23 protein-coding genes and 1 pseudogene are annotated in these 21,958 nt (G+C 27.6%); 8 read left to right on the top strand and 16 right to left on the bottom strand.

Annotated elements, in window-relative coordinates:
- Positions 1–88 precede the first annotated feature (88 nt).
- The 6 genes from L8T82_RS01070 (at position 89) to L8T82_RS01095 (ending at position 4,945) form a co-directional block, all read left to right on the top strand.
- Positions 89–2,029: a VacB/RNase II family 3'-5' exoribonuclease gene (locus L8T82_RS01070; RefSeq protein ID WP_263725692.1), complete on the top strand. Its 1,941-nt coding sequence runs from the start codon at positions 89–91 to the stop codon at positions 2,027–2,029.
- Positions 2,022–2,987, top strand: a complete 966-nt coding sequence (gene holA, locus L8T82_RS01075) for a DNA polymerase III subunit delta (RefSeq protein WP_263725693.1) — start codon at positions 2,022–2,024, stop codon at positions 2,985–2,987. The genes L8T82_RS01070 and holA overlap by 8 nt, the downstream gene beginning before the upstream one ends.
- A gap of 89 nt (positions 2,988–3,076) precedes the next feature.
- A complete protein-coding gene (rpsF, locus tag L8T82_RS01080) occupies positions 3,077–3,451 on the top strand; it encodes a 30S ribosomal protein S6 (RefSeq protein ID WP_133318789.1) in 375 nt (124 codons plus the stop codon).
- Between the two features lie 3 nt (positions 3,452–3,454).
- A complete protein-coding gene (locus L8T82_RS01085) occupies positions 3,455–3,985 on the top strand; it encodes a single-stranded DNA-binding protein (RefSeq protein WP_133318788.1) in 531 nt (176 codons plus the stop codon).
- Between the two features lie 10 nt (positions 3,986–3,995).
- Positions 3,996–4,256 carry a 30S ribosomal protein S18 gene (gene rpsR, locus L8T82_RS01090; protein ID WP_039618521.1) on the top strand — a complete coding sequence of 87 codons (261 nt, stop codon included), beginning with the start codon at positions 3,996–3,998 and terminating at the stop codon, positions 4,254–4,256.
- A gap of 53 nt (positions 4,257–4,309) precedes the next feature.
- Positions 4,310–4,945 carry a MarC family protein gene (locus L8T82_RS01095; RefSeq protein WP_263659084.1) on the top strand — a complete coding sequence of 212 codons (636 nt, stop codon included), beginning with the start codon at positions 4,310–4,312 and terminating at the stop codon, positions 4,943–4,945.
- Here the strand turns inward: L8T82_RS01095 and L8T82_RS01100 are convergent.
- From L8T82_RS01100 to fliW, 5 genes are all read right to left on the bottom strand, one after another.
- Positions 4,938–5,252 (bottom strand): hypothetical protein, encoded by a 315-nt coding sequence (locus L8T82_RS01100; RefSeq protein WP_220567246.1) that lies wholly within the window; start codon positions 5,250–5,252, stop codon positions 4,938–4,940. The two genes, L8T82_RS01095 and L8T82_RS01100, sit on opposite strands and share 8 nt — an antisense overlap.
- 98 nt (positions 5,253–5,350) lie before the next feature.
- Positions 5,351–6,079, bottom strand: a complete 729-nt coding sequence (locus L8T82_RS01105) for a prepilin-type N-terminal cleavage/methylation domain-containing protein (RefSeq protein WP_263725694.1) — start codon at positions 6,077–6,079, stop codon at positions 5,351–5,353.
- Positions 6,063–6,359, bottom strand: a complete 297-nt coding sequence (locus L8T82_RS01110; RefSeq protein ID WP_263725695.1) for a hypothetical protein — start codon at positions 6,357–6,359, stop codon at positions 6,063–6,065. The genes L8T82_RS01105 and L8T82_RS01110 overlap by 17 nt, the downstream gene beginning before the upstream one ends.
- Positions 6,356–7,084, bottom strand: a complete 729-nt coding sequence (locus L8T82_RS01115) for a pyrroline-5-carboxylate reductase (RefSeq protein ID WP_263659080.1) — start codon at positions 7,082–7,084, stop codon at positions 6,356–6,358. The genes L8T82_RS01110 and L8T82_RS01115 overlap by 4 nt, the downstream gene beginning before the upstream one ends.
- Positions 7,084–7,479: a flagellar assembly protein FliW gene (gene fliW, locus L8T82_RS01120; RefSeq protein ID WP_012661666.1), complete on the bottom strand. Its 396-nt coding sequence runs from the start codon at positions 7,477–7,479 to the stop codon at positions 7,084–7,086. Before fliW ends, L8T82_RS01115 begins: the two co-directional genes overlap by 1 nt.
- A 175-nt stretch (positions 7,480–7,654) precedes the next feature.
- On the opposite strand from fliW, the gene bamD reads away from it, so the two are divergent.
- Both bamD and lon read left to right on the top strand, forming a co-directional pair.
- Positions 7,655–8,311: an outer membrane protein assembly factor BamD gene (gene bamD, locus L8T82_RS01125; RefSeq protein ID WP_133318782.1), complete on the top strand. Its 657-nt coding sequence runs from the start codon at positions 7,655–7,657 to the stop codon at positions 8,309–8,311.
- Positions 8,311–10,689 carry an endopeptidase La gene (gene lon / locus L8T82_RS01130; RefSeq protein ID WP_133318781.1) on the top strand — a complete coding sequence of 793 codons (2,379 nt, stop codon included), beginning with the start codon at positions 8,311–8,313 and terminating at the stop codon, positions 10,687–10,689. Before bamD ends, lon begins: the two co-directional genes overlap by 1 nt.
- A gap of 10 nt (positions 10,690–10,699) precedes the next feature.
- Here the strand turns inward: lon and L8T82_RS08005 are convergent.
- The 11 genes and pseudogenes from L8T82_RS08005 to L8T82_RS01185 all read right to left on the bottom strand — a co-directional run.
- Positions 10,700–11,371: pseudogene (locus L8T82_RS08005) on the bottom strand (methyl-accepting chemotaxis protein); the annotation flags it as partial.
- 716 nt (positions 11,372–12,087) lie between these two features.
- Entirely contained in the window at positions 12,088–12,579 is a 492-nt protein-coding gene (locus tag L8T82_RS01140) for a PAS domain-containing protein (protein ID WP_263709147.1), read from the bottom strand.
- A gap of 85 nt (positions 12,580–12,664) precedes the next feature.
- Positions 12,665–13,156, bottom strand: a complete 492-nt coding sequence (locus L8T82_RS01145; protein WP_133318778.1) for a PAS domain-containing protein — start codon at positions 13,154–13,156, stop codon at positions 12,665–12,667.
- Positions 13,157–13,199: 43 nt separating this feature from the next.
- Positions 13,200–14,411, bottom strand: a complete 1,212-nt coding sequence (gene ilvA / locus L8T82_RS01150) for a threonine ammonia-lyase (RefSeq protein WP_263725696.1) — start codon at positions 14,409–14,411, stop codon at positions 13,200–13,202.
- Positions 14,404–14,775 (bottom strand): CoA-binding protein, encoded by a 372-nt coding sequence (locus tag L8T82_RS01155; protein ID WP_220567274.1) that lies wholly within the window; start codon positions 14,773–14,775, stop codon positions 14,404–14,406. The genes ilvA and L8T82_RS01155 overlap by 8 nt, the downstream gene beginning before the upstream one ends.
- Positions 14,776–14,849: 74 nt before the next feature.
- The gene (locus tag L8T82_RS01160) at positions 14,850–16,022 is read right to left on the bottom strand and encodes an MFS transporter (RefSeq protein ID WP_263659077.1); all 1,173 of its coding nucleotides are present in this window, start codon (positions 16,020–16,022) and stop codon (positions 14,850–14,852) included.
- Positions 16,023–16,035: 13 nt separating this feature from the next.
- A complete protein-coding gene (locus L8T82_RS01165) occupies positions 16,036–16,359 on the bottom strand; it encodes a MarR family winged helix-turn-helix transcriptional regulator (RefSeq protein WP_133318774.1) in 324 nt (107 codons plus the stop codon).
- 803 nt (positions 16,360–17,162) lie between these two features.
- A complete protein-coding gene (gene trmA / locus L8T82_RS01170; protein WP_263660093.1) occupies positions 17,163–18,200 on the bottom strand; it encodes a tRNA (uridine(54)-C5)-methyltransferase TrmA in 1,038 nt (345 codons plus the stop codon).
- Positions 18,201–19,913: a Na+/H+ antiporter NhaC family protein gene (locus L8T82_RS01175; protein WP_263725697.1), complete on the bottom strand. Its 1,713-nt coding sequence runs from the start codon at positions 19,911–19,913 to the stop codon at positions 18,201–18,203.
- Positions 19,914–19,929: 16 nt separating this feature from the next.
- Positions 19,930–20,676, bottom strand: a complete 747-nt coding sequence (locus L8T82_RS01180) for an SDR family NAD(P)-dependent oxidoreductase (RefSeq protein WP_263659074.1) — start codon at positions 20,674–20,676, stop codon at positions 19,930–19,932.
- Positions 20,673–21,920, bottom strand: a complete 1,248-nt coding sequence (locus L8T82_RS01185; protein WP_412175055.1) for an ankyrin repeat domain-containing protein — start codon at positions 21,918–21,920, stop codon at positions 20,673–20,675. The genes L8T82_RS01180 and L8T82_RS01185 overlap by 4 nt, the downstream gene beginning before the upstream one ends.
- Positions 21,921–21,958: the final 38 nt, after the last annotated feature.

The following is a 21,958-nucleotide window of genomic DNA, read 5'->3' on the forward strand; positions in this document are numbered from 1 at the left end:
AATTAAAGCAAAGATTATAACTAAAAAATATAAATTTAATCCTTTTATGATAAAATTTAAGTTTTGAAAAATTACTATAAAGAGTATTATGAAAGAATTATTTAATCAACTAAGCTATGGTCTAAATGCTGATGAAATTACCAATAAAAGCAAGCAAATCATTAGAGAGTTGCTAACTTGCGATATCATTAAATTTTATAAAAACAAATACTATTTAAAAGATGGCTTTACTTTTGGTAAGATTGATATTTCAGCTAATGGAACGGGATTTTTAGAAAGTTTTGATCCTGTTTTTAAGCGTGATTTGCTCATAGAAAATAAAAATTTAAAAGGAGCAAATTATGCTGATATAGTTGTGGCAAAATTACTTCCTCTTAAAAAAAAGCGTCCAAGTGCTAAAGTTATCTTAATACTTAAAAGAGCCCATGAAACATCTTTGGTTATAACTAAAAAATACGGCGAAGCAGTCCTTGGAGTAAATATTCAAACAGGACTCACATGTGCCTTAAAAGCCTCTCAAAAATCCTTAAAAACTCTACCTTTAGGAACTATTTTAAAAATAGAAAATCATGATAATAATATCACTGAAGTGATAGGGCATATTGATGATGATTTTGTAGATGAAAAAATTTCCTTAGCACTTTTTAATAAAAATGCAGTTTTTGATAATTTATGTGAAAATGAAGCAAGAGCTTATGGAAATGAAGTTGATGCAAGCATGTATCCATCAAGAAAAGATCTTAGAAATTTAAATTTTTGTACCATTGATCCAATTGATGCAAAAGATTTTGATGATGCAATTTATTATGATAAAAATGAGCATGCTATTTATGTAGCCATAGCTGATGTAAGTGCTTATGTGCATGCTTATAGTGCCATTGATAAAGAAGCAAGATCAAGAGGTTTTTCGATTTATTTTCCTCATATTGCTATACCTATGTTACCAAGAGCTTTGAGTGAAAATATTTGCTCACTAAAACCTAATGAAGATAGGTTAGCATTTTGTTTTAAAATAAGCTTAAATCAAAACAATGAAGTGATTAAAGAAGAGCTTTTTGAAGCTATTATCAACTCAAAACGCCGTTTTAATTACGATGAAGTTGATGAGTATTTACAAAAGCAAGAAGATTTAGGCGCAATCAATTGGCTTTATGAGGTTTTCAAAATCACTCAAAATTTACGAAAAAAACGATTAAAAAATGCTTGTGAGTTTAAAACCCAAGAGCTAAGAATGACTTTAGATGAAAATAATAAACTCATAAAAACACGCCTTGAAAATGACACTGCCTCGCATAATTTAATCGAAGATTGCATGCTTTTAGCTAATAAAGCTGCAGCAAAATTCATTGATATAGGAGTTTTTAGAAATCATTTAAGTCCTGATTATAAAAAAATAGATCAATTGCTAGCTGATCTTTCAACACTTAGTATAGATATTAATCCTAAAAATAATGCCATAGAATTATTTAAAGACATTCAAGTCTTAGCAAATGAGCTAAATATAAGAGAAGAAGTAGATAAACTCATCATCAAGGCGCAAAAAAAAGCAGAATATTCTAGTGAAAATGCAGGGCATTTTGGCTTAGGTTTTGATAAATATACCCATTTTACAAGTCCTATTAGAAGATATTCTGATCTTATATTACATAGACTTTTAAAAGCTAAAATCAACAATGATGAAAAAATGTTTAATTATTTGCTTTTAAACATACAAAGCACTTGTGAGGAATTAAGCTTATTAGAAAGAGAAGCAGATAAAGTTGCTTGGCATTTCATGGATAGAAAATTTGCAAGATGGGCAAAAGAAAATATAGGAAAAAGATTTAAGGCTTTAGTGGTAGAAAATCAAAGTTCATTGCAAGTAAAATTAAATGATGAAATTAAGGGAGCTTTGATTACCATCATAGGTTCAAGGGCAAATTTATTAGAAAATGTAGAAGTAGAAATCACTGAAGTAGATATTGTTAGTGCTAAAATTTTTGGCAAAATTACCAAGCATTTTAGTTTAGAAAGAAACCAAAATGTATAAAAATCAACTCCAAAGCTTACTTAATGGTAATAGTTTTCCCAATTATTTCTTGCTTTATGGAGCGGATAATTTCCAAATAGAGCTTTATACTAAATTTATTAAAGACAAATACTCTTTTGATGAGAGTTTAAGATTTTATTTTGAAGAATATGATTTTAAGCAAGCATATGATTATTTATCTAGTGCTTCTTTATTTAGCGAGAGAAAACTGCTAGAAATCAAAACTGAAAAGAAAATCTCAAGTAAAGAACTCAAGCAACTTTTACAGCTTTGTCAAAATTCGCAAGATAATTATTTTTTACTTGAAATTTATGATGAAAGCTCCAAACAAAGTGAAGCGGAGAAAATTTTTGCTAATAATTTTTGTAGATTTTATAAAGTAAATTCAGCTAAGGAAGGCATGGAATTACTAGCTTTAAAAGCTAAAGAATTAAATATTAACATTACTCAAAATGCCCTTTATGCTCTTTTTTATAATTTTAATGAAAATTTATATTTAGCGGCTAATGAGTTAAATAAATTTAGTGGTCTAAATATCAATGAAAAAATCATCCAAGAGCATTGTTATAGTTTAAGTACTATTAGCTTTGAAAGTTTTTTTGATAAATTAATGCAAAAACAAGATTTAAGAAACGAACTTGAAAATATTTTAGAAAATTATAATGAAATAGCATTGATTAATGCCTTATATGCAAATTTTTCTAGACTTTTTAAAATAGCTTTACATATTAAAATTTATGGAAATTTAGACTTAAAAGAAATTTTAGGCTATGCTCCACCTATTTCTGTGGCACAAAATCTTCAAAAACAAGCTCTTATGATCAAAATATCACAATACAAAAATATCTTTCTGACACTTTGTAATTGCGAATATGAATTAAAAAAGAATTCTAAAATAGAAAAAAAAGAATTTTTAATCGCAACACTTTTACAACTTAGCTCCATATTAAAAAGTTAAATTAAGAAAACTTATGGTAAAATGAAATTTGCATTTTATGCAAATCCTTGCCTAAAATTTTAGGCTTTATATCCATAAGGAGAAATTAAATGAGACATTATGAAGTTTTATTCATATTAAAACCAACACTTACAGAAGAAGAAGTAAGTGCTAAGTTGGAATTCGTAAAAGAAGTCCTTACAAAAAATGGCGCAGAAATTGAAAGCGTAGTTCCAATGGGAACAAGAAAACTTGCGTACAAAATTAAAAAATACGAAAGAGGAACTTATTTTGTGATTTATTTCAAAGCTCCTACAAATTTAATAGCAGAGCTTGAAAGGGTATTAAGAATCACTGAAGAAGTAATCAGATTTTTAATCGTAAAATATGAAAATAAAAAAGAAATTGCAGCTTGGGAAAGACTAAGCAAGGGTATCAAACAAAATAAAAAAGAAATTAAAGCTAGTGAAAGCACAGAAGGCTAATTAATGTTTAACAAAGTCGTTTTAGTAGGGAATCTTACAAGGGACATAGAAATGCGTTATGCTCCATCAGGTAGCGCAATAGGCTCTTCTGCTATAGCTGTAACAAGAAGATTTAGTACAAATACAGGAGAAAAAAGAGAGGAAACCTGCTTTATCGACATTAGCTTTTTTGGAAGAACTGCAGAAATTGCTAATCAATACCTTAATAAAGGTAGTAAAATTTTAATCGAAGGTCGTTTGAGATTTGAGCAATGGAGCGATCAAAATGGACAAAACAGATCAAAGCATAGTATTCAAGTTGAAAATTTAGAAATGCTAGGTTCAACTGTACAAAATAATCAACAAAGTAATTTTGAAAATCAAAATTATGGTTATAATCAAAATTTTAATCAACAACAAAGCTTTGATCCTTATGCTCAAGTACAAACTAGAACAAATTCATCTAATAATACCTATCAAAATCCTCAAAAGGAAGCCCCTATGAAGGAAATTGATATTGATAAATATGATGATGATACAGAATTACCATTTTAAAGGAAAAAACATGGCAGAAAAAAGAAAATACTCACGCAAATATTGTAAATATACTGAAGCTAAAGTTGATTTTATAGACTATAAAGATACAGCATTGCTAAAACATGCTTTATCAGAAAGATTTAAAATCATGCCACGCCGTTTAACAGGCACTAGCAAAAAACACCAAGAAATGGTTGAAGTTGCTATTAAGCGTGCAAGACATGTAGCACTTATCCCTTATATCGTAGATAGAAAAGAAGTTGTTACCAATCCTTTTGAAGGACTATAATTATTAAATCAAACCCAAGCTTTTTAAGCTTGGGAAAATAAAAAGGTTGTTTTATGTTTTCAGATATAGAATCTGAAATTTATGTTATTTTACTTGCATCCGTTGCTATTATAGCAGTTTTAAATCCTTTTGGAAATCTTCCACAATTTATTGCAATGACTGAAGGTCTAGATGCTGATATAAGAAAAAAACTTTTTAGAAATATCATTTACACTGCATTTTGTATTGTTTTAGTTTTTTTACTTTCTGGACCATTTATCATGAAATATTTATTTAAAATAGATATTAATGATTTACGAGTTGCAGGTGGTTTGATTTTAATCATTATGAGTACAAAAAATCTACTTTTCACCCCATCAAGCACTCAATTTCAACACTATCAAGGATTAAGCCACAAAGAATTATTAAAAAAAAGTATAGTGCCAATGGCATTTCCTATGCTTGTAGGACCTGGAACACTTTCTACCATAGTAGTTATTTCAGAAGATCAAAATTTAGCTATAGCCATAGCTTCTGTATTACTTACTTTTGCTTTTATTTTTGCTTTATTTCATTTTTCAGCTACTATTGAAAAAGTTATCGGTAAGCTTGTACTTTATGTTTTTTCACGCATTGCTTTAGTTTTTATTATGGCTATGGGAGTAAAAATGATAGCTATTGGAATTCAAACTTACATTCAATCTACCTAGGATAAATAAAAAAACTTTTTTGTAAAAACTCTTCTTCATTTACTGCTTTATTGGTATTTAACAACACACTAATATTTACCGCTACAATACTTTTTGCATGAACATACTTTGCAATTAATTTATTATTTTTACATTCACCCAAAGGATAAGCATAATCAATTCGTATTTTTATATTATTATATTCAAAATTATATTCACTTAAGCATTCTTTACCCTCCAAATAGGCTTGATATAAAAAATATTTAGCAAACTCTTTAGCATCATGAAGTAAAATATTTCCTTGGGTATAAAGCGTTAAATCTTTCATAATTCTTGGTGGATATGAAGAAATTTTTATTATAAACGCCATAATAAAAGAAATAAATAAAATAAAAAATATTGTATATATCATTGCAAATGATTTTTTCACAAAAGCATCCATTTATCTAAACATCTATTTTGAGTATTACTGCAAATTGTAATTTTTAATAACTCACCATCATGCTTGAAAATAAGTTTTGAAATATTTTGAGCTAATAAAAATACTTGTTTGTTATGATTTAAATCATCAATTTGCATATAAATATTTTTATTTTTCAAATACACCTTAATATAAGCATATAAAATAGTATAAAATCCACTAAAACTCTCATCAAAAAAATTGATTTTTTCTCTATCATCAACTAATATTTTATAGATTTTTGAATTTTTTATATCATAAATATACATATAATCACTAGTGTATATTTTCAACTTCTTCATACTATGCATATCTTTATAATTGCTCAAAATTCCTTCAGAAATTCCATTTTCTATAAAATACAAATTACTTTTTGGGCTAAAAAAACTTTCATTATTTTCTAAAATAATACCACTGAAGTTTATTTTTTTTAATGACAAATCATAAAAAATATCATCATTTGCACTCATATAACACTCAAAAGAATTACTTGTAAATATTGCATTCAAGCAAGAATTATAAATTTTCTCCATGCTAAGTAAAGCTTGATTTAAATCAAAAAATATTTCACTAGATTTTTTAACATTAAAACTATAATTATAAATATACATAGCTGGATTAATTAAAATAGTAATCAAAATACCCAAAATAACAAGGCTTAACGCAAGTTCCAATAAACTAAAAGCCTTTTTCATCTACAAAAGCTTCTTTATAGGATAAATCTTTTATTTTTAAAGATTTGAGTTTAAATTCATCACTAGTGTATTCTAAAAAGTTGTAATTATTTATATTTATCTCTTTTGCTTTATATAAAGGAATTTTCTTTAGCAATTCTTTTTCTTCATTAAAAAGGGTTTGATTTTGCCATATAACATTTAAAGATTTATTTGCAAATACAAGATAATAAGATCCAAAAATAAAAAATAAAATTACAATACAAAAAGCAAGCTCTAGGAGACTAAAAGCTTGCTTCATTTATTTAAACTTGCATTAAAAGCTTCAAAAAAGGCACCGCGCAAAGCTCTTTTTTCCAAAGCTTCAATTCCTTTTATAGTTACTCCTGCTGGAGAACAAATTTTTTCTTTAATAATAGCAGGATGAGCATGATTAAACAAAGCACTAAAGCTTTCAAAACTTGCACGAGTAAGCTCATAACTAAGCTCATTTTTTAAACCATTTTTCACACCTGCATTAGCTAAACTTTCTGCTACCAAAGCCAAAAATGCAGGAGCACAACCACTCAAAACCATAGCTATATCAAATTCTTTTTCATTTTGCAAACTTATGGCTTTACCAAAAGTATTTAGCAAAGATAAAATTTCATCTTTAAATAAATCTTTTTCCATTAAATAAGCAGTTGTAGAAGCTTTAAATTCGGCTGCTGTATTTGGCATAATTTTCACATAATTTTGTGCATCAATACAATGAAGCCGCTCAAAAGTAGTGTTTGCTAAAACCGAAATAAGCCATCTTGCCTTGCCTTTTAATTTAACAGCTACTTCTTCTAATGCATAAGGTTTAAAAGCCAAAATAATATTTTTATTATCCATATCAAACTCATCATATGATAATACTTTTAAATTTAAACCACTGGCTTTTTTTAAATCCCTAGCAACAATAACTACTTTATAAGTATCCTCTAAACCTTTAGCTATAGCACTTGCCATAGCACCATTTCCTAAAATATAAATTTCAGACATTATTTTGTTTGTTTAATAAAAGCTGAAATCTTTTCAGACTGAAAATAATTAGGATATTTGCTTGTATCTAAAATCACTTGCACTAAAGAGTTATTATCATAATTCATCACAACAGGTGCTAAAAAATTTACCGTAGATTCTTCTAATGGCTCATTAATAGCCACTATAACAAACACACCAAAATTAGTTTGCTCATTTAAAGCTAATAATTCTTGATAATAATCAGGCACTTCAAAATCATAATCAGGACGGATCATATAAGGATCAATCATCACAAAAGAAAAATCTTTACCATCAAGGCTTTTAAGTCTATAAAAAACCTCGTCTATTTTATAAAAATTCATATTTTTGGTATCTTCAAAACCTAAAATAGGACATTTAACTTCTAAGTTCATCTTGCCTCCTAAAATCTATTGACTAAGAAATTACAACTCATTAAGCAATTTTAGTTCCAATTTTAAAAATTACACTAATTAAGAGTTTTTGACTATAATTTTAGTTTTAAAAATTAACAATTTCATAAACATAAAAACATTATAATTACAATTATTAAATTTATAAGGTAACACAATGAAAAAACTTTTTATTTTTTCACTTATTATTGCAGGTTTATTTTTAGGAGCATGTAGCTCGAAAAAAGCTGAAGATTTATATAATCTAAGTTCTATGGAATGGTATCAACAAATTATAAAAGATTTACAAGAAAAAAATCTTGAAGCAGCTGATAAACACTATACTTCAATGGCAGGTGAACATATTGCTGATCCATTATTAGAACAAACTTTACTTATATTAGCTCAAGCTCATATTAGCGAAGAAGAATATGAAATGGCAAATTTTTATCTTGATGAATATTTAAACAAATTTGGTGATTCTAAAAATGTAGCTTATATAAGATATTTAAAAATCAAAGCTAAATTTGACTCTTTTGCTGTTCCAAATCGTAACCAAGCTTTAATGCTAAAAACAATAGAAGAAATCAAAGAATATAATCAAAACTATCCTAATGTACAATATAATGATTTAATCGATACTATGCTAACTAAATTTAATCTTGCAGTTTTTTACCTTGATACAAGTATAGCAGAGTTATATCAGAAAAAAAACAGAGAACAAAGCTATGAGATTTATAAGCAAAAAATCGAAAATTCCGATTTTAATAAAATCGATATGATTAAACCAGAACTTCCATGGTATAGAAAAATATTTGAAGAAGGTATAATGTAATGAAATTAGAAAATACTCAAAACTATCCAACAAAACTTCCCATTCTTGTAGAAGATGAGCTTTTTTTATACCCTTTTATGATAACACCTATTTTTTTAAATGATATGCAAAATATTAAAGCCTTAGATACCGCTTTACAAAATGAAAGTATGATTTTTGTGGCACCATCAAAAATTGAAGGTGGGCGTGGCTTTGATGATATATATGATTGTGGTGTCATTGGGAGTATTATGAGAAAAGTTCCACTGCCTGATGGCAGGATTAAAATTTTATTCCAAGGATATGCAAAAGCCAAAATTGTTGAGAGAATTTCGGATGATCCTTTATATGCTTTAGTTGATTTAATTCACCAAGAGCCAATTTGCAATACAAAAAAAGAAGCTATTATAGAAGTAGTTAGAGAAAAAGCAAAAGCTTTATCGACTGTGAGTCATTATTTCCCACCTGATCTTTTAAGAACCATAGAAGAAGATGTCGAGCCTAGCAGAATTTGTGATCTAATATTAAATTCTATTAAAATCAAAAAACAACAAGCTTATGAATTTTTTATCGAAACTAATTTAGAAACCAAGCTTTTAAATTTAATTGATTATTTAGCTAAAGAAATTGAAGCAAATAAAATCCAAAAAGAAATCAAAAATAAAGTTCATTCTAAAATTGACAAGGTTAATAAAGAATACTTTTTAAAAGAACAACTCAAACAAATTCAAAGAGAGCTTGGAAGCGATATACAAAAAGAAAGCGAAGTAGAGGAATATAATAAAAAATTAGAAAAGAAAAAAGCTTTTATGTATGAAGAGGCTTATAAAGAAATCAAAAAGCAAATTCAAAAATATGAAAGAATTCATCAAGATAATTCAGAAGCTTCTATGGTGCAAACTTACATAGAAACGGTTTTAGATATACCTTTTGAGCACTCCTCAAAGAAAAAACTAAATTTAAAAGATGTATCTTTACAACTCAATAGTGATCACTATGCCCTAGAAAAACCAAAAGAGCGTATTGAAGAATACTTTGCAGTTAAAGAACTTTTAGAAAAACGCAAGATTAAAGATAGAGATGGTGCAAAAGTCATCTTGTGCTTAGTTGGCCCTCCTGGTGTTGGCAAGACTTCTTTAGCAAATTCAGTCGCAAAGGCATTAAAAAGAGAGTTAGTGCGCATAGCTTTAGGTGGTTTAGAAGATGTTAATGAACTAAGAGGACATAGAAGAACCTATATAGGAGCTATGCCAGGACGCATTATACAAGGACTTATAGAAGCAAAACAAAGCAACCCAGTAGTTGTGCTTGATGAAATTGATAAACTAAGTCGCAATCATAGAGGAGATCCAAGTGCAGTTTTACTTGAAATCTTAGATCCTGAACAAAATACTAAATTTAGAGATTATTATCTAAATTTCAACATCGATTTAAGCAAAATCATTTTCATAGCTACTGCAAATGATGCAAGTTTAATTCCACCTGCTCTAAAAGATAGAATGGAATTTATAGAACTTAGCTCTTACACCCCTCAAGAGAAATTCCAAATAGCCAAAAACTATCTCATACCTGATGAAATAAAAAAACATGGATTAAAAAAAGAAGAAATAAGCTTTAGTGATGATGCTATAGAATTAATAGTAAATGAATATACTAGAGAATCAGGTGTAAGAAATTTAAGAAGAAAAATTGCTGAAATTTGTAGAAAATGTGTTAAAAAACTTCTTTTAGAAAAAGATATTAAAAATATTGAAATTAATGATAAAAATTTAAAAGATTTTTTAAGTAAAAAAGTCTTTGAAATAGAAAAGCACGAAAAAGAAAATAAAATCGGACAGGTAAATGGACTTGCTTGGACTGCGGTAGGTGGAGATGTATTGAAAATCGAAGCCATTAAAATCAAAGGCAAGGGTGATCTAACTTTAACAGGGAGCTTAGGTGATGTAATGAAAGAATCAGCAAAAATTGCTCAAAGTCTTGTTAAGAATTTAATCGATGATGAACAAATTAAAGTCTCAAAGAAACTTTTCTACAAAGAAGATGAAAACATATATAATCAATACAATCTTCACATTCATGTACCAGATGGAGCCACTCCAAAAGACGGACCAAGTGCAGGCATAACTATTACCACAGCCATTGCTTCTATTTTTAGCGACAAGAAAGTAAAATCAAATGTTGCAATGACTGGAGAAATTGATCTAATGGGCAATGTTCTACCAATAGGTGGTTTAAAAGAAAAACTTATTGCTGCTTATAAAGCTGATATTAAAACAGCCATTATCCCACATAAAAACTATGAAAGAGATTTAAAAGATATTCCTGAAGAAGTAGTAAAAAATATGAAAATTATTGGGGTAAAAAATTTACAAGAAGTTTTAAAAATAGCTCTTATCTAAATTAGAAGCTTTAAGCTTCTAATTTATCTATAATAGCTTTACTTTCTCTTTCTAAATTTTGTATATCTTCTATAATACAATCATAATCCTCTTTAGAAATGCTTTCCTTTTTAGAAAGCTTCACTGCTTTGTTAGCTACATTTTGAATAAATTCACTTTTAGACTCTAATTCTTTAGGAGGAATTAAAGGACAGAAAATGCTTTTTGCATCTTCATCTTTGCATAAAGTTGAAATAGGATCTAGATTTTGAAGATTTTCTTGAGAACCATTTAGAGTTAAATAAACATCAGATTTATATAATATATGATCTATTTTCATAGCAGAAAGAGTTAAATCAGATGCAAAATTAACAAAATCTTCTCCTAAATGCAAACTCTTTCCTTCAAGATCTTTAAAAGCTTGGCTAAAATCTAAAATTTTAGCATCAGAAGAACTAGCTATACCATAAACCTTCTCACTATTTTCTTGTATTAAGCCTATTTCTTGATTCATTACTTGAATTGCTAAAGTAATTTCACCTGTTGCTTTTTGTGTTTTTTCAGCAAGTTGTCTTACTTCATCTGCAACTACCGCAAAACCTCTACCATGCTCTCCTGCACGAGCTGCTTCAATAGCTGCATTTAAAGCAAGTAGGTTAGTTTGATCTGCAATATCCCTAATTACCTCAACAATCGCATTGATATTTTGAGAATTTGAAGCAAAAGTATCAACAGCATTTTTACTTTCATTGGCTACTTGCATCATAAAACCAATTGATTCTTGTAAGCCACCAATCTCGATACCATTTTTTTGCGCTGTATTAGAAATAACTTTAATATCACCAAAAACTTTCCTCATAAGTTTAATGATAGCATTTAAATCTGTAGATAATTTTAATAAATTTTTATTTTGACTATTTAAACTCAAGTCCATAAGTTCTCTTGATAAAGCATTCTTAAACACCAATTTTCCAGTTTTTTCTATCTCATCCAAAGCTTTATTAATAAAGTTAATATTATGAACAAAAATACCTTTTAAACCTTCAGGGATAGCTCTTCTAAAATATTCACCTTTTTGAGAACAAGCAATTGAAGTATTTATCTCTCTTAAATAAGCCTCTAAACCATCTATTGTATTATTAAGATTATCAGCAATTTCTTTTAATTTTTTATTAGTACATTTAATATATACAATTCTTGAATCAAAATTACCATTTTTTAACTCTCTACTAAGATGTAAAATCTTATCACTAAATTGTTCTTCTTTTTTTAAAATAAACAATCCATATATAAATAAACAAAACAAAACTAAAAAGAAACCTAAAGAAATAAACTCTGCATAAAGCAAAGAATTAATACAGGCTACTATGCTTAAAACTATACCAAGAAACAAAATATTTTTCATAAGAAATCCTTTTTTTATTTTTGAATTTTCATCATTAGTTCATTATAGGTCACCCCATAAGATTTTACTATTGCTTTTAACTCCTCTATTCCAGATTTAATACCACCATCTTTTTCTTTCAACAAAAGAACTTTATAAATTTCTTCTATTGTTTTGATAGCATCAACATTAGGTTTTCTTCTAACTGAATAATAATTTAAAATGCTTCCACTTTCATCACATGAAGCAGTTACATTAGCAAAAACCCAATAATAATCATTATATTTTGTTTTATTTTTTACAAAAGCAAAAATTTCTTTTTTAAGCTGAATGTTATCCCATAAATATTTAAAAACCGTTCTTGGCATATCAGGATGACGCATAATACTGTGAGGTTTGTATAAAATTTCATCAATTTTATAATCAGAATATCTCAAAAAATCCTCATTTGCATAAATAATCTCACCTTTTAAATTAGTTTTTGATGTTATTAAAACATCCGAGGTTAGAATTTTTTCTGAAGACATAACACAATCTCCTTAGTTTAAAATTAAAAAGAGAGTGATTATATCTTAATACAAAATAATAATTTATAAACAAAATTTATCAAATTCATCTTTGAAGCTCTAAAATTAATTGATTATAACTCATACCATAAGAATTAACTATCTTAACAAGTTCATCCACTCCGGCTTTTATACCATCTTTTTCTTCTATTTCTAAAAGAATTTTATAAACTTGCTCTATGGTTGATATTGCCTCTCTTTTAGGTTTTCTTCTAACTGAATAATAATTTATAATATTTCCTTGTTCATCAAAAGAAGCTGTAACATTAGTAAAAACCCAATAATAATCATTTTGTTTGGTTTTATTTTTAACAAAAGCAAAAATTTCTTTTCCATCTTGTATATAATCCCATAAACATTTAAAAACAGTTTTTGGCATATCAGGATGACGCACAATATTGTGAGGTTTATATAAAATTTCCTCCATTTTATAACCCGCATATTTTAAAAAATCATCATTAGCATAAATAATATCCCCTTTTAAATCTGTCTTAGAGGTTATTAATGTATCTGGTTCTAAAATTTTTTCTTGCGACATTTTTTTCCTTATAATTTATTTACAAAATATTATATTTCATTTATCATAAAATTTCATTGAAATTAAAACCTTTGTCATAAAGTATCTTTCTGACTAATTCTTGATGTTCTTTTCCTTTTGTTTCTAAAGTAATTGAAATCATCGCATCACCATATTCTAACTTAGTGGAAAATCTATCATAATCAATTTTAACTATATTAGCTTGAGCTTCTTTTATAGCATCACTCAAAGTACTCAAAGCTCCTGGTTTATCAACCAAAGTAACATTGATAAGCATTTTTCTAAAAGCTTTAAACAAACCTTTTTCTATGATAATATTTAACATTTGTACATCAATATTTCCACCGCTTAAAATCACGCCTATTTTTTTATGATTTTTTAAATCTATTTTTTTATGTAAAAGTGCAGCAACTGCTGATGCTCCAGCACCTTCAACTGTGATTTTATGTTTTTCAAGTAAATATAACACCGCATTAGCTATTTCTTCATCATCAACTTGAATAAAATCATCAACACATTCAAGAATAATATCAAAATTAATTTTATTTACATCACGCACTGCAATACCATCAGCTATGGTTCTCACAGCCTTTGAATTGATTATTTTTTTACTTTTAAAACTCTCATACATAGCAGGAGCTCCTTTAGCACTTACTCCAATAACTTTTATATTAGGATTAATCTGCTTAGCAGCACTCGCCACTCCACTAATCAAACCTCCACCACCAACTGGAGCTAAAATCATATCTAAATCACTTATTTCATCAAGCATTTCAAGCATTAAAGTACCCTGCCCTGCTATAATACTTTCATTTTCAAAAGGATGAATAAAATTTAAATGATGTTCTTTAGCATAATTTAACGCATAAGCATAAGCCTCATCAAAATTATCTCCTTTTAAAATCACTTTTACGCCTAAATTTTTAGTCGCACTTACTTTTAGCAAAGGTGTAGCTTCAGGCATAACAATCACAGCTTCTATCCCAAATTTTTTAGCACTAATTGCAACTCCTTGTGCATGATTTCCAGCGCTTGCAGCTATTACACCTGCTTGCTTTTGTTCTTTACTTAAATTAGCAATAGCATTATAAGCACCTCTGATTTTATAAGCACCTGTTTTTTGTAAATTTTCACATTTTAGAAAAACATCAGTATCTAAAAACTCACTTAAAAAAGAAGAGTGCACCAAAGGGGTTTTTAATACAAAATCTGCAATTTTTTGCTTTGCTTGATAAATTTTATTTAACTCAATCATGATTTACCTTTTTATCTAATTCTATTTTAATACAACGATCTTGAACGCAATTTATACCAAATTTTTTACATTTTTGCATTATTTCATCGTTAATAATACCAAGTTGCATCCAAAAATTTTTAACATTTTTAGCTAAAAGATCTTCAAAAATTTCATTTGCGTAACTTGCTTTTCTAAACATTACAACCGTGTCAATTTCAGAAGGAATTTCCCTTAAATTTCTATAAACTTTCTCGTTTAAAATAAAATCTTCTTTAGGATAGATAGGATAAATTGTATAAGATAAATCTTGTAAATATTTGCTTACAAAATACGAAGGTTTTTCTTGATTAGGACTAAGTCCTATAATGGCGATATTTTTCATAGAACTTAGTATTTTATGAGTATCACACAATGCTTTTTCCTTATTTTTAAAAAAGCATTGTATCTAAAATAAAATTAACAAAAAGTTTTTTTAACTATTAATAAATAATATAAAACAAGAGCAAACAAAACAAGTACAGCACAAAGTGCATAGACATTAGCAAAACCTATACTTGGTTCAACAATACCCAACAAATAAGGACTAACTCCTATGCCAAAATCCAAAGATAGAAAAAAAGTAGAATTAGCTAACCCCATTTTTTCTTTAGGAGCTAGTTTGATAGCCAAAGCTTGTGCACTTGAAGTAGCATTTGCATAACCTAGTGCACAAAATATACCGGCGATAATAATCATATAAAAATTTTTTGCAAACGCAAGTAAAAGTAAACACAATATAAAACTAAATAATGAAAAAATTATTACAATATTAGCTCCATGTTTATCAAATACCTTTCCAGCAAGAGGTCTAAAAACTATAGAAAATCCAGCATATATTACAAAAAACATAGATCCAGCAAAGCTTAAATTTAAACTTTGAGTATAAGCACTCATATAAGCTATAATAGCTCCAAAAGGACATGCGATCAAAAAAGTAATCAAAGCCAAATTTAAAACTGATTTTTCAAAGTAATTATAAATACTAAATTTTCTTTTTACATGATAATGTTTTTTAAATCTTCTTACTTTTAAAAAAATTGATAAAACCAATGCAAAGATAATACTCACACTTGCAATTAAAAAGCTTAGCTGAAATAAGTTGATAGAGTCAAGCTTTATGGCCAAAAAAGGCCCTAAAGCTGAAGTTAAAACAACACTCGTAGCATAATACCCTATACCAATTCCTCTTTTATTGCTAGGTATTATTCTAGCAATAGCTGCCCCACAAGCACAAGAACAAATTCCATAGCAAACTCCAGCTAAAAAGCGTATCAATACCAAAAAATACACATTATAAAATTTCAAATACATTAAATTAATAAAAAGATAAAATAAAAGTGAAAATATAATCACTTTTTTTATATTAATACCATCAATAATAGAACCAAAATAAAGTCTAGAAAGCAAAGCACCTATAACAAAAGCACCCATTATAAGTCCTGCGGTGCTAGTTTGAAGATTTAAAACACCCAAAACATAATCTGTACTAGAAATAGTACTCATATAAAAAACAAGACAAATAACAAAATTTATCCCAAAAATACAGAAAAAATTTATATTAAATAAATTATATTTCTTACTAAGACCCATGAAAAAACCTTTCTTAAATTTTTTCATTGATATAATCAAGTAATTTTAAAAGCACTTCTTGATCTTGTTCATCTAATATATCTAAGATTTCTTTTTCATATTTTCTTATACAAACATTTGCATCAAAAAAAATTTCTTTACCCTTGGCACTTAAAGTAATGATCTTTTCTCTTTTATCATCAGCTTTTAAAAACTCTATATATTCAAGTTTTGCTAGTTTGGAAACAACTCTAGAAAGTATAGCTTTATCCATTTGATAAAATTCACATATTGGAGCTAAAGTGCTATTTTGATGATGGCTTAAATAAACAAAAACTCTCCAATCACTTGATTTCAATCCAAATGGCTTTAAAATTTCATTGACTTTATAGAGTATTTTTCTATTTGTATAAGTAATTTTTTGAAAAAATATGAGAAATCCTTTGTAAAAATTAATTGATTAAATCAACTATTTTAATAGTAACAAAGATTACATAAATTCTAACTTATATAAGTTTTTTCCTTAAATACATTCTGCATTTAAGATAAAAAATATCAAAAAATTAAAGCTTGTAACTTTGTTATAATATTTTAAATTTACAAATATTTGTAGTATTGACAAACTCAATTTAGCTTAGATTAAACTATGACATTAGAGACTTTATTTATACTAATAAAACTTGCATTATTATTTTATAATGCTTAATATAATTTAACATAAGTCAATAAATTTTACCACTGAGTATTGTAAAATATTAAAAATTATCGCAATAAAGGTTGTAATCATGATCGATATTTATCCTTATATACTAATAATACATTTATTTTGCGCTATATTTTTTATAGGATTTTTATTTACCGATGTATTCTTATTAAGAAAATTAAATTTGGATATAAAAAATACAATTAAAATAATGCCACCTATTGTATTGATTTTATTTCTTAGCGGTTTATATTTAGCTCATTTTCACTTAAATTCATTAAATTGGATATTTATTTGCAAAATATTCTTTGCTTTATGTATTTTTATATTAATACTATTTTCTCTTTTTTATAAAATAATCTTAAAAAAACAAAATCCTTTTCATGCATATATTCATCCTATTGTATTTATTTTTACTATAATTATTGTAATATGTGCAAAATTAATGTTTTATATTGTTATTTGATTTTCAAATAAACACCACATTCAAGATGATTTGTGTTTGCAAATTGATCAAAAAATGCAAATTTGGATATTTTATGAGTTTTGCATAATTTCTCAAGGTTTTCTTTTAAAGTGATAGGATTGCACGATATATAAATGATATTTTCATAATTTTTAATAAGTTCAATCACACTTAAATTAAGTCCTGCTCTTGGAGGATCAACTAAGACATGAGATATTTTAAAACCATCTAAATCTATGTCTTTTAAGCGATTAAATTCCCTTTCTTTTTTCAATGCTTGACTTAACTCTTCACTAGAAAGCCTTGTAAAAGTTATATTTTCAATAGAATTTAAAACGCAATTTTTTAAAGCAAACTCAATATTTTTCTTAGAAATTTCAGTTGCTAAAACTTTTTTAAAATTTCTTGCTAAAGCTATGGTAAAATTTCCATAACCACAATAAAGCTCTAATAAATCTTGCTTAAAATCACTCTCTATACAAGATACAACCCATTCGATCATCTTTTCATTAATAAAAGTATTGGGCTGGATAAAACAATCATTATTAAACTCATATAAAAATTCATTTGTATTGATGTTTAAAATTTGTCTTAAATTTTCTCCATTAAATACAAGTTTTTTACCCCTACTTCTTGCTATGAGCTTGAGATTTAATTTTTCTGCTAATTCTTGTAAATCTTGTGTGATTAGCTCTATATTTTTATGGAAAAGTAAAGTTATACTTAAATCTAATTTTGTAGCTAAAAACTCTACTCCAAAAAGCTTTTCTTTTAAATTTTCATTTAGATTATTTAATAAAATAGGCATATATTTTTGAATTTTTTCATCTGCTATATCAAAATTTTCAATAGGAATTTTTTTCTTATTTTCAAACATTGCATAAGAAATTTTCCCATTTTCATGATGATATATAGAAAATTCCGCCCTAGTTCTATAAGCTTTTAAAGGTGATTTAAAGCACTGAATTTCTCCATCATATAAAGAAGAAAACAATGCTTTGTTTAAAGCAATTTTTTCTTCAAAATGCATTTACGCATCTACCTTTTTGCCAACCACAAAAAGTAAAACTATCATAGCTAAGATTCCAAAAACAAGTCCTAGCCACACATTAAGTCCTAATGCTACCGGTAAATAACCACAAAGTATACTAATAGCACAAACACTCAAAGCATAAGGCATTTGTGTACTAACATGAGCTAAAAGATCACACTTACTTCCCATAGACGAAAGTATAGTTGTATCAGAAATTGGCGAGCAATGATCTCCAAAAATAGCTCCTGTTAAAACCCCTGAAATATTAATAATCATATATTGGTGTAACTCTGCTCCGCTTAATTCATTATGAACCCCAACAGCCATAGCTAAAGGAATAGCCAAAGGCATTAAAATACCCATAGTTCCATAACTAGTTCCCGTTGAAAAAGAAATAATAGAAGCAAAAATAAAAATTGCTGTAGGAAGCAAATAAAGAGGTGTTTTATCTGAAAATAAGTCAATTAAATATTTAGAAGTTCCCAAATCTTTAATCACAGAAGCTAATGACCATGCACAAAGTAAAATAATCACAGTCATAATCATAGTTCTCCAGCCATGAGTCCAAACCGCAATAGCTTCTTTTAAAGTAAATATTTTTCTATACATTCCCAAAATAATAGCTACTATAGTAGCTAAAAGTGCTGCTTGAAATAATACAACTGAAGCATCAGCTGCGCCAAAAGTCTCTCTAAAAGCAAATAAACTAAGCGGTGCTGCATCAATTTGTGCTTTAACACTCACATCATCTAAGGCATTATAACCACTAAAATAAAAACCTATAAATGAAAACACAATCAAGACAGCCAAAGGTATAATAGCATTAGAAGCTTGCAATTTTACATGCTCTTTTGGCTCTAAGACCTTATCTTCTATATTATCAATTTGTTCATGACCATGAGAAAATTTACCCGCTCTAGCTCTAAGCTCAGCTTTTAACATAGGTCCAAATTCCCTACCTGTATAAATAGTCAAAACAACAAAAATCAACATAAAAAGATTATAAAATCTATAAGGTAAGGTTTGTACAAAGATTTCAAAAGCGTTAATTTCTTCTTTTACTACACCTAAATGTGCAAAAGTTGCATTATCAATTAGATCATATCCGCTGCGAATTAAAGAAATTTCAAGTCCTATCCAAGTAGAAATGATAGCAAGACCGGTAATTGGTGCTGCAGTTGCATCCATTATAAAAGCAAGCTTTTCACGGCTTACTCTAAATTTATCTGTTACCGGACGCATGATAGGACCTACGATTAATGAATTGGCATAATCATCAAAGAAAATAAAAATTCCCATGCACCAAGTAGCAAATTGTGAGCTTTTTGCTTGTTTAGCTTTAGTAGAAAGCCAAATAGCTACTGCTTTTGTCCCCCCTGTTTTGGTAATAAGAGCTACAACACCACCTATAGTTAAAACTTGCAATAAAATTCCTGCATTACCCGGACTTGCCATGGCATTTACCACTTTGGAAATAAAGCCTGTAAAAGAAGCAATGATAGCATGGTAAATACTATTTTCAATAAGTCCTAACATAAAAGTACCACTTAATGCACCAATAAATAACGAAAGTACTACATCTTTAGTAACAAAAGCTAAAATAATAGCTATCACCGGTGGTAAAAGCGTCCAAGCTCCAAAAAGTTCTGCATTTGCTTGTGCATCAGCAAATAACAACAAAGGAGCCAATAATAAATAAAAAATTTTCATATTTTTCCTTAAGTTTTTATATTTTTTCGCTAAAAGTTCCTGCCCATGTTTGAGTCACAGGCATAAGCTCTATTTCATTAATATTAATATGCTCAGGTAAGCTAATGATAAAAGTAATAATTTTTGCTATATCTTCAGCTTTGATATATTTAGTATTTTCATAAACCTCATCAGCTTTTTTAATATCACCTTTAAATCTCACTTCACTAAATTCAGTTTTACAAAGCCCTGGAGCAATATTTGTTACTTTTATATTGCTTCCGCGCAAATCCGTTCTTAAAGCTTTAGAAAATTGTGCCACAAAAGCTTTCGTACCACAATAAACATTACCTCCATAATAAGGTACATTAGCTGCAATTGAGCCAAGATTAATTATGTGGGCATTTTTTACTTTTCTAAGTAAAGGTAAAGCAGCTCTTGCTACATATAAAAAGCCTTTGATATTAGTATCTACCATGGCTTCAATATCTTCAATATCCAAAGAATCAAATTCATTTAAACCTAAAGCAAGACCTGCGTTGTTAATAAGCAAAGAAATATTGCCAAAATCTTGAGGTAAATTTTCAATTGATGCAAAAACTGCTTGTTTATCTCTAACATCAAGTTCTATGGGATAAATTTTATCCCCATAAAGCTCTTGTAGTTTTTCTAATCTATCTTTGCGTCTTGCTATAGCTATAACTTTATAATCAAGTTCTATTAAAGCTTTTAAACTCTCTAGTCCAAAACCTGAACTTACTCCAGTTATTAAAGCAGTTTTCATGGTTGTGTCTCTTCATATAGCATCAAATTCTCATTTTCCTTTAAACCAAGTTTTTTTAGATATTTAATATTTTGTTCTTTTTTTGCAATTATGGCAAAATCAAGAGCGTTAAATCCCAAATCATCAATTTCTTTATAATTTGCTTTGTAATCTATAAGTAACTTAAGCATTTTTACATCTGCATAGTTTGCTCCATGCATAAAAATATTTTTAGAAGTATGCTCAAGTGCACATAAAGTAATGAAATATGGCGTATTACTTCCCATACTAGCAATAGAAAGTTTTTCATTATCGTTAATGTATTTTTGATTTACATTAGCTCCATTTTCTAATAAAACTTTTGCAACCTTATAATTGTTGTATTCAACTGCATAAAACAAAGGTGTTTTTCCAAAAGAATTTCTATAATCAATAATAGCCCCATTTTCTAATAAAAGCTTGACATTATCTGCACTATCTAATGCAAAAAACAAAGCAGACTCATAACCTTCATTTATTTTTACACCTAATTTTATAAACTCACTTATAATTTGACTTTCTCTATTGTTTAACAAAGCAGATTTAAAACCATTATTTAATTCTAAATTGCTAATTTTTTTAGAATAAATATATTCTTTTATTTGTTCTAAAGAGTTGTTTTTATTAGCCACAAATTTTTCAAAGTCCGAAATATCTTTAAAGATTTTAGTCTCGCCAACTGCCCAATTTAAAAATTCATTCAAAGCATTACTAGCAAAGTAAATAGCACTTGCTTTATCTAGATTAAATTCGTTTTGAAAATATTTTGTTAAAGGATTAATCGCATTATTATATTCTTTCCAAAATTCCTTAAAGAGCTTAAAATTTCCTATACTTTGATAAGCCCAAAATCTAAAATAAGCTTTTAATTTTGCAAATTTTTCTTCAAGTATTATAGGATCTTGTAAAGTTTTTTGATAAACTTGCGGATCAAGCGCAATTTCTAATAATTTAAAATCAAATTTTCTCAAATCGCTAAAATATTCCCCTCCCATACAGGCACTATTACTTCCTCTAATTTCATTAGCAAGCTCATATAATCTTTTTGTAATTTGACTATTTTTTAAAGAAAAATCGCAATTTAAATCTACTTGAGCAAAATCTTGAGAAACTTGTGGTTTAAACTCTTTAAAAAAATCCATCTTATTTTCTTTGACATACCCACAAGTGTAATCTAAAGCTAATGCATTTAAACTTATAATCAAACTAAATAATAAAATCCTCAAATATTTTCCTTTGATATAAATTAAATCACTATTTTAAC

Origin of the sequence: Campylobacter sp. IFREMER_LSEM_CL292 (assembly GCF_025771615.1) — a bacterium.
In the GTDB taxonomy this organism is placed as follows: Bacteria; Campylobacterota; Campylobacteria; order Campylobacterales; family Campylobacteraceae; genus Campylobacter_D; species Campylobacter_D lari_D.

Excerpts from the sequence above, each read along its gene's own strand:
- L8T82_RS01155 (WP_220567274.1), bottom strand. The coding sequence starts at position 14,775 with ATGAAAAATATCGCCATTATAGGACTTAGTCCTAATCAAGAAAAACCT.
- bamD (WP_133318782.1), top strand. The coding sequence starts at position 7,655 with ATGAAAAAACTTTTTATTTTTTCACTTATTATTGCAGGTTTATTTTTA.
- L8T82_RS01140 (WP_263709147.1), bottom strand. The coding sequence starts at position 12,579 with ATGTCTTCAGAAAAAATTCTAACCTCGGATGTTTTAATAACATCAAAA.
- L8T82_RS01095 (WP_263659084.1), top strand. The coding sequence starts at position 4,310 with ATGTTTTCAGATATAGAATCTGAAATTTATGTTATTTTACTTGCATCC.
- trmA (WP_263660093.1), bottom strand. The coding sequence starts at position 18,200 with ATGCATTTTGAAGAAAAAATTGCTTTAAACAAAGCATTGTTTTCTTCT.
- L8T82_RS01145 (WP_133318778.1), bottom strand. The coding sequence starts at position 13,156 with ATGTCGCAAGAAAAAATTTTAGAACCAGATACATTAATAACCTCTAAG.
- fliW (WP_012661666.1), bottom strand. The coding sequence starts at position 7,479 with ATGAACTTAGAAGTTAAATGTCCTATTTTAGGTTTTGAAGATACCAAA.
- rpsF (WP_133318789.1), top strand. The coding sequence starts at position 3,077 with ATGAGACATTATGAAGTTTTATTCATATTAAAACCAACACTTACAGAA.
- L8T82_RS01100 (WP_220567246.1), bottom strand. The coding sequence starts at position 5,252 with ATGAAAGATTTAACGCTTTATACCCAAGGAAATATTTTACTTCATGAT.
- lon (WP_133318781.1), top strand. The coding sequence starts at position 8,311 with ATGAAATTAGAAAATACTCAAAACTATCCAACAAAACTTCCCATTCTT.
- holA (WP_263725693.1), top strand. The coding sequence starts at position 2,022 with ATGTATAAAAATCAACTCCAAAGCTTACTTAATGGTAATAGTTTTCCC.
- L8T82_RS01115 (WP_263659080.1), bottom strand. The coding sequence starts at position 7,084 with ATGTCTGAAATTTATATTTTAGGAAATGGTGCTATGGCAAGTGCTATA.
- L8T82_RS01175 (WP_263725697.1), bottom strand. The coding sequence starts at position 19,913 with ATGAAAATTTTTTATTTATTATTGGCTCCTTTGTTGTTATTTGCTGAT.
- L8T82_RS01085 (WP_133318788.1), top strand. The coding sequence starts at position 3,455 with ATGTTTAACAAAGTCGTTTTAGTAGGGAATCTTACAAGGGACATAGAA.
- L8T82_RS01110 (WP_263725695.1), bottom strand. The coding sequence starts at position 6,359 with ATGAAGCAAGCTTTTAGTCTCCTAGAGCTTGCTTTTTGTATTGTAATT.
- L8T82_RS01070 (WP_263725692.1), top strand. The coding sequence starts at position 89 with ATGAAAGAATTATTTAATCAACTAAGCTATGGTCTAAATGCTGATGAA.
- L8T82_RS01105 (WP_263725694.1), bottom strand. The coding sequence starts at position 6,079 with ATGAAAAAGGCTTTTAGTTTATTGGAACTTGCGTTAAGCCTTGTTATT.
- ilvA (WP_263725696.1), bottom strand. The coding sequence starts at position 14,411 with ATGATTGAGTTAAATAAAATTTATCAAGCAAAGCAAAAAATTGCAGAT.
- L8T82_RS01180 (WP_263659074.1), bottom strand. The coding sequence starts at position 20,676 with ATGAAAACTGCTTTAATAACTGGAGTAAGTTCAGGTTTTGGACTAGAG.
- L8T82_RS01160 (WP_263659077.1), bottom strand. The coding sequence starts at position 16,022 with ATGGGTCTTAGTAAGAAATATAATTTATTTAATATAAATTTTTTCTGT.
- rpsR (WP_039618521.1), top strand. The coding sequence starts at position 3,996 with ATGGCAGAAAAAAGAAAATACTCACGCAAATATTGTAAATATACTGAA.